This is a genomic window from Mesorhizobium sp. M2A.F.Ca.ET.067.02.1.1 (assembly GCF_004023285.1).
In the GTDB taxonomy this organism is placed as follows: Bacteria; Pseudomonadota; Alphaproteobacteria; order Rhizobiales; family Rhizobiaceae; genus Mesorhizobium.
Map to the genome: position 1 here is coordinate 1 of NZ_RZSB01000320.1, position 6,430 is coordinate 6,430.

At 63.5% G+C, this 6,430-nt stretch carries 5 protein-coding genes and 1 pseudogene; 3 read left to right on the top strand and 3 right to left on the bottom strand.

Annotation, left to right across the window (positions count from 1 at the left end; genetic code table 11):
- Positions 1-171 precede the first annotated feature (171 nt).
- Positions 172-924 carry a phytochelatin synthase family protein gene (locus EOA28_RS20655; protein ID WP_348633170.1) on the bottom strand — a complete coding sequence of 251 codons (753 nt, stop codon included), beginning with the start codon at positions 922-924 and terminating at the stop codon, positions 172-174.
- Positions 925-1,285: 361 nt separating this feature from the next.
- On the opposite strand from EOA28_RS20655, the gene EOA28_RS20660 reads away from it, so the two are divergent.
- From EOA28_RS20660 to EOA28_RS20670, 3 genes are all read left to right on the top strand, one after another.
- Positions 1,286-2,647 carry a winged helix-turn-helix domain-containing protein gene (locus EOA28_RS20660; protein WP_245463283.1) on the top strand — a complete coding sequence of 454 codons (1,362 nt, stop codon included), beginning with the start codon at positions 1,286-1,288 and terminating at the stop codon, positions 2,645-2,647.
- Positions 2,644-3,885: an MFS transporter gene (locus EOA28_RS20665; RefSeq protein WP_127250611.1), complete on the top strand. Its 1,242-nt coding sequence runs from the start codon at positions 2,644-2,646 to the stop codon at positions 3,883-3,885. Before EOA28_RS20660 ends, EOA28_RS20665 begins: the two co-directional genes overlap by 4 nt.
- Before the next feature lie 115 nt (positions 3,886-4,000).
- Positions 4,001-5,089: an acyltransferase family protein gene (locus EOA28_RS20670; protein WP_127250609.1), complete on the top strand. Its 1,089-nt coding sequence runs from the start codon at positions 4,001-4,003 to the stop codon at positions 5,087-5,089.
- 24 nt (positions 5,090-5,113) lie between these two features.
- Here the strand turns inward: EOA28_RS20670 and EOA28_RS20675 are convergent, their stop codons facing one another.
- Both EOA28_RS20675 and EOA28_RS20680 read right to left on the bottom strand, forming a co-directional pair.
- Positions 5,114-5,752: a DUF5074 domain-containing protein gene (locus tag EOA28_RS20675; RefSeq protein WP_127250607.1), complete on the bottom strand. Its 639-nt coding sequence runs from the start codon at positions 5,750-5,752 to the stop codon at positions 5,114-5,116.
- A gap of 31 nt (positions 5,753-5,783) precedes the next feature.
- Positions 5,784-6,430: pseudogene (locus EOA28_RS20680) on the bottom strand (helix-turn-helix domain-containing protein); the annotation flags it as partial.

Consider the following 6,430-nt stretch of genomic DNA (forward strand, 5'->3'; position numbering starts at 1 on the left):
CCCGCAGACGGGTCATACGTCGAGCGCGCCAAGGACTGAGGGCTCACGGGCAACGCGGAGCATTTCACGGAAACGGCGAACCGCTCCGCCTTCTTGGTTTCGAGGCAAATTAGGACCCACAGGCTCCGGCGCGGGCCTTTGTGGGCGTTCTCCGCTGGAAGTTCGGCTGAACTACTGTCCCGAAGGCGACGATATCAGCACATATCCGCGGGTTTTGTTCTCATTGTCGCTGTCGACCGTGTTCATCGCTCCGAACAGGTCGGCCGTTTTGACCCACACCGGCGGGTATTTGTAGCGGGCGACATCGAGGATCAGGAAGCGGTCCGCTTTCTCGTCGTAAGCGGCCAGTGGCGATATATGCCCGCCTTTCTCCTGGCCCATCGCCTTGCGCAGATAGTTGACGATGACGAAGTGCCCGGGCTTGGCAAGGAACGAACTGGCCTGGATGCGGAACTGCTCGAGGCTGGCATCCGAAGCATGGCGGACCTCGGCCTTGATCGGCTGGGTGGAAAGAATGGCCCCGATTTGGTCGAGCGTCATTCCCTGCTTGTCGAGGACCTGACGAGGAAGAATGGTTTCCGTGCGCTCGTTCAGGACATTATCCTGCGTGAACGTCTTGTAAGGTTCGTATTCGGGCACCGAAGGCGCCGGAACGTTGAGCGCGTTCAACACCATGACGATGCTGGCCACGCCGCAATAGGCCTGCGTCTTTTGCGTGAGAAAGTTGCTCGCGAGGGGGAAATAGGCTTCCTTCGCCATGCTCTCGGCAAGAAAGCCTTCTCCGGCAGGGGAACTGAACCCCGTCAGATTGTCCGGAAGCTTCAGCGTCTCCGAGAAGGCGCTGGGTGCAATCAGAAGAAACGTTAGCAGGAGCGAATAGAAACGCGCAGACATGGTGACCCTCAAGCCTCGTGGAGAAAGCATCGAGGGATGCTATCAGCTTTTGTAAGCCATCGCACGTTGATCTGCCGGCGCGCCCGGGTCAATCAGCCAGCCGCACCATCAGGCGGCCGCCGCCACCGGCAGGCTGGCCGCTTTCCATTCCGGCATCCTGTCCTCGAGGCGGCGCGCGGAACGCCCCAGTTACCGGTTTTGCCATTCTCAAACCCTTTTCCGAAAACTTTCCAAGCGTCTACTATGTGCACATGCACGGGACTCGCATCGCTTTTGGTCCGTTCGTACTCGATCCCGACACCGGGACGCTCCTTAAAGAGCGCATCCCGATCGCCGTTGGGCATCGTGGGCTGACGTTGCTTGCCGCGCTTGCGCACGGCCCGGCGAAATCGTGACCAAGGCTGAGCTGATGGACGCTGCCTGGCCGGGCACCGCCGTTGAGGAAGGCAACCTTACCGTCCAGATCGCGACACTAAGAAAGGTTCTTGGTCCGGCTGACAACGGCGGCGAGTGGATCGCCAATGTGCCTCGCGTCGGCTACCGCTTCACCGGGACGATTGAGCCGGTGGCGAGCACACCCTCCAAACCGATGCCGGCATCCGGCAAACCGTCGATTGCGGTGCTGCCCTTTGCCAATTTGGGCGGCGATCAGGACCAGCAATATCTCAGTGACGGCATAACCGAGGACATAATCACGGAGCTGGCCAGATTTCGCTCCCTCCTCGTCATCGCACGCAACTCGTCTTTTCAGTTTCGCCATCCGGCACCGGACATCGCTGAAGTCCGTCGCAAACTCGGGGTTCGCTACCTCGTCGAAGGCAGCATACGAAAGCTCGGCGATCGCATTCGCATCACCACACAATTGATTGACGCCGCCACCGGCACCCACCTGTGGGCCCAACGGTACGACCGGGCCCTCAACGACATCTTCACATTGCAAGACGAGGTTGCCGCGCTCATCGCCTCAATGGTCGAAGGCCAAACGGAGGCCGACTCGGCAAGCCGCTCCAGGCGCAAGCCTCCAGCCGATTGGGATGCATACGATTACTATCTGCAAGGGCGCGCGCTCTTCCATAGATATGAACTGGACAAGTCCGAGCCGCTGTTCGTTCGGTGCGTCGAGCTCGATGCGACATTCGCTCAAGGCCACGCCTTCCTCGCCCAGGCCCTCGTTGGCAAATTTTGGTACGACAACGATCCCCGCACGCTGCAGAAGGCCTGGGACTCGGCACGAGCGGCGCTCGCTCTCGATAGGAGCGACGGCGTGTGTCACCAGAGCATGGGGCTGGTGCTTACGCATATGCGCCAGCACAGCGATGCGGGAATGCATTTCGAGCGAGCACGCTCGTTGAACCCGCTCGACGTGAACATAGCAGGGGATTACGCGAGCTGGCTCAATTACGGCGGTCGGGCCGAGACGGCACTCAACGTGCTCGAAAGTGCGCTGCTGCGCGACCCGTTACCTCCGACATGGTTTTGGGAGGTGAAGGGCAGCTCCCTTTTCCTGCTTGGCAAGTACTCGGAAGCCGTCAGTTCGTATCAGAAGGCCGGAGACCATTTCTTCACTCATGCCTTCCTCGCGGCGACTTACGCGCATTTGGGCGAGATGGAGAAGGCGCGCGCTGAAGTCGAGGAAACACTGGTGAGGAAACACGACGTGACTGTTCGGCTGATTTCAGGTCTCCCGTTCGCCGACCCGGTCGCTCTCGAGCTTTTCACATCAGGCTTCAGAAAGGCCGGTTTTCCAGTGTGAACGCCACCGCCGTCGCGCTCGGCCTCAAGGCCAACTGGAAGCAGTTTTCGCTGCTGGTGCTGATCAACGCCTTCGTTGGCGGGATGGTGGGCATCGAGCGGACCGTCGTGCCGCTGATCGGCGCGGAGGAATTCGGCGTCGCTTCCAGCACGCTTATCGTCTCCTTCATCGTCAGCTTCGGCGTGGTCAAGGCCTGCGCCAACCTCGTCTCCGGCCAGCTTGCCGACACATGGGGCCGCAAGCGCGTGCTGGTCCTCGGCTGGCTGTTCGGCCTGCCGGTGCCCTTCATCATCATCTGGGCTCCGAACTGGGGCTGGATCGTGGCCGCCAACGCGCTGCTCGGCATCAACCAAGGGCTCGCCTGGTCGATGACGGTGATCATGAAGGTCGATCTGGTCGGGCCGAAATCGCGGGGACTGGCCGTCGGCCTCAACGAGTTCGCCGGCTATCTCGCCGTCGGCATCACCGCCTTCCTCACCGGCTATCTCGCCAGCCGCTACGGGCTGCGGCCAGTGCCGATCTATCTCGGCGTCGTCTACGCGATCCTGGGTGCGGCGCTGTCGATCCTGCTGGTGCGCGACACACGCGGGCATGTGGAGCTGGAACTGGCTAATCACCCAAGACAGTCTTCGCCGCTCAGCTTCCGTGAGATCTTCATGCTGACCTCGTTCGGGGACCGTAACCTGTTCGCCACCTCTCAGGCCGGCCTGGTGAACAATCTGAATGACGGCATGAGCTGGGGGCTGTTCCCGCTCTTCTTTGTCGCCAACGGGCTCGGCGTCGAGCGCATCGGCATCCTCAAGGCGGTGTATCCGGCGGTGTGGGGCATCCTGCAGGTCGCGACCGGGCCGCTCAGCGACCGGTGGGGCCGCAAGGGGCTGATCGTCGCCGGCATGTGGGTGCAGGCGGCGGGACTTCTCTTGACCGCCATGACGCGCGATTTTGGCTGGTGGCTGCTGGCGAGCCTGCTGCTCGGCTTCGGCACGGCAATGGTCTATCCGAGCCTGATCGCGGCGGTTTCGGACGCCTCTCATCCGTCCTGGCGGGCGCGCTCGCTCAGCGTCTACCGCTTCTGGCGCGATCTCGGCTATGCGATCGGTGCGCTGTCGGCGGGTCTGATCGCCGACTTCTTCGGCTTTGCCGCGGCGATCGCGGCAATCGCGGCGCTGACGTTCCTGTCGGGCGCGATCGTCGCGATAGCGATGCGCGAGACGCATGCCGCCGCGCAGTCGCCATAAGGCGATGGTTAACGCGGGTCCCGAACAAGGTGTTTACGATATCGTAAGCTTGTTGCTGCGGGCCATTTGCCGGTCCGCTACAATCGCGGCAGTTGAATTTTCCTCGAGATCGTTCATGAGCAACCCGAACCGCATGCCGTGGGTGGACACGGCAAAAGGCCTTTCCATCATCCTGGTGGTGATGATGTACTCGGCCTACAACACAGGCGAGTACACCGGCGGCGTCGGCTTCCTGCACTATGTGATCGGCTTCGCGACACCCTTCCGCATGCCGGAATTCTTCCTGATCTCGGGCCTGTTCCTGTCGCAGGTGATCGACCGGCCGTGGCGGCGTTATGTCGACCGCCGCGTCGTCCACTATCTCTATTTCTACGTGCTGTGGGCGCTCGTCTCGATCGGGCTGAAGATCGGCATCTTCAGCCGCGACCCCGCCGGCATGCTGCACGACCTGGCAATGGCCGTCGTCCAGCCCTATGGCGTCTTGTGGTTCATCTACATGCTGGCGGTTTTCGGCATCGCGATCCGCGTGCTGCGCGAGCTTCGCGTGCCGCATTGGGTCGTCATCCCGTTCGCTGCCGCGCTGCAGATGTGGGCGCCGAAGCCGGACAGCTACGCGCTCGAGCAGTTCGCGGCCTATTTCGTGTTCTTCTATCTTGGCTTCGTGCTCGCGCCGCTGATCTTCCGGCTGGTGGAATGGACGCAGGCTCGTCCGGCGATCGCCGTCGCGGGCCTGCTCGCCTGGGCGCTCGTCAACGGGCTGCTCGTCTATTCGCCGGGCTACGCCATGCAGGCGGTCGGCATGCAGATTGGCCTGGCGGCGTGGCCGCCGCTGCATCTGACGTTGGCCGTCGCCGGCGCGGTGGCGCTGTGCGTGGCCGGCGGCTTCCTGTCGAAATTCGCTTCCATGGAGTGGCTGCGCTGGCTCGGCGAGCATTCGCTGGTCGTCTATGTCGCCTTCACCATTCCGATGTCGATCTTCCGCGGTGTCATGCTGGCGAGCGGCCTTCTGACCGACACCGGCATGCTGAGCCTGGCTGTGCTGCTTGTCTCGGTCATCAGCCCGGTGGTGCTCTATTTCATCGTCAAGCGCATCGGCTTCGGCGCCTTCCTGTTCGAGCGGCCGGCCTGGGCGCATGTCGACGGGCCGAACGCCGCGAAAGCCTCCAGCAAGCCCATGACGCGGCCGGCGCGCGAAGCGGCCTGACCGCGCTGCCCTTTCGCCAGCCCGTTACTTGGCGCCGTGTCCCGGACGCTTCGCGGCCTTGATCTTGCCGCTGCTGCCGCCTCCGCAGAAGAAGCAGCCGTCGCCGTCCGATTCCAGCCCCGACACGCCGGAGGGCATCGCCAGCTCCTGCAGCACGTCGCCCGTGTCGGGATCGACGCGCACCAGGTCGCCCTCCTCGCCCTCCCAGGTGGCGTGCCAGAGCTCGCCGTCTACCCAGGTGACGCCGGTGACGACGCGCTTGGATTCGATCGTGCGGATCACTCTGCCTGTTTCAGGATCGATCTGATGGATCTTATGCGCCCGGTATTCGCCGACCCAGAGCGAACCCTCGGCCCAGGCCATGCCTGAATCGCCGCCATTGCCGGGGGCAGGAATGGTGGCGACGACCTTGCCGATCTTCGGGTCGACCTTGTGGATGCGATCCTCGGCAATCTGGTAGAGATACTCACCATCGAAGGCAGTCCCGGCATGCGAGGCGACATCGATCGTACGCACGATCTTGCCGCTGTCGGGATCGAGCGCGTTCAGCTTGTCGCCACTGGCGAACCAGATATTTTGGCCGTCATAGGTGACGCCATTGACGCGCTCGACGCCGGGGAACGGTCCGTATTCGCGCAGGATCTCGGCAGCGGCTCGTTTCATTTTCAGCCTCCATTCGAACAATGGCCGCAGACTAGTCGGTCGGCAGCGGCCCCGGGAGTAACAACACAGTCGGGAATCCGGTCACCGGCGGCATCATCCAGCGGCGCGCCCGGCCGCGGCCGACCGGCTGCACCTTATTCTGCGTCGACAGTTCTTCCAGCGCTCGCTGCACGGTGCGCGCGCTGGCGCCAAGCGCGATCGCCAGCGCCGAGCTCGACCAGGCCTCGCCATCGGTCAGGAAGGCAAGCACCGCGCCATGCTCGTCTTCGACCGGCGGCGCCAGCACGACGACCTCGGCGGCCTTCAACGGCGTCAAGGCAAAGCCGGCGGCCGTGGCATTGATCTCGGCCAAGCCGGCGAGCTCGGCGCGCAGCCGTCCCATCTCGACCCTCAGCCGCGCGCGATGCGATTCATCCGCATGCCTTGCCCGAAAGGCGCGTCTCAACAGCAACTCACGCGAGGCATCCGCCGGCCAGGCTTCGGCAAGCGTGCGCGCCAGCGCGAACAGCACCGGCCGCGTCGCCAGCGAGACGACCGCATCGGCCTCGCGCGCCACGTTGCGGCAGGCATCGACGACGAGCGCGCCCGAGGTCAGCAGCGCTTCGACCTCGTCAAGCAGCAGCTCCTTCTCCGTCCCACGCGCGATCAGCCGGCCGACCGGCGTGTTCAGGACCAGGG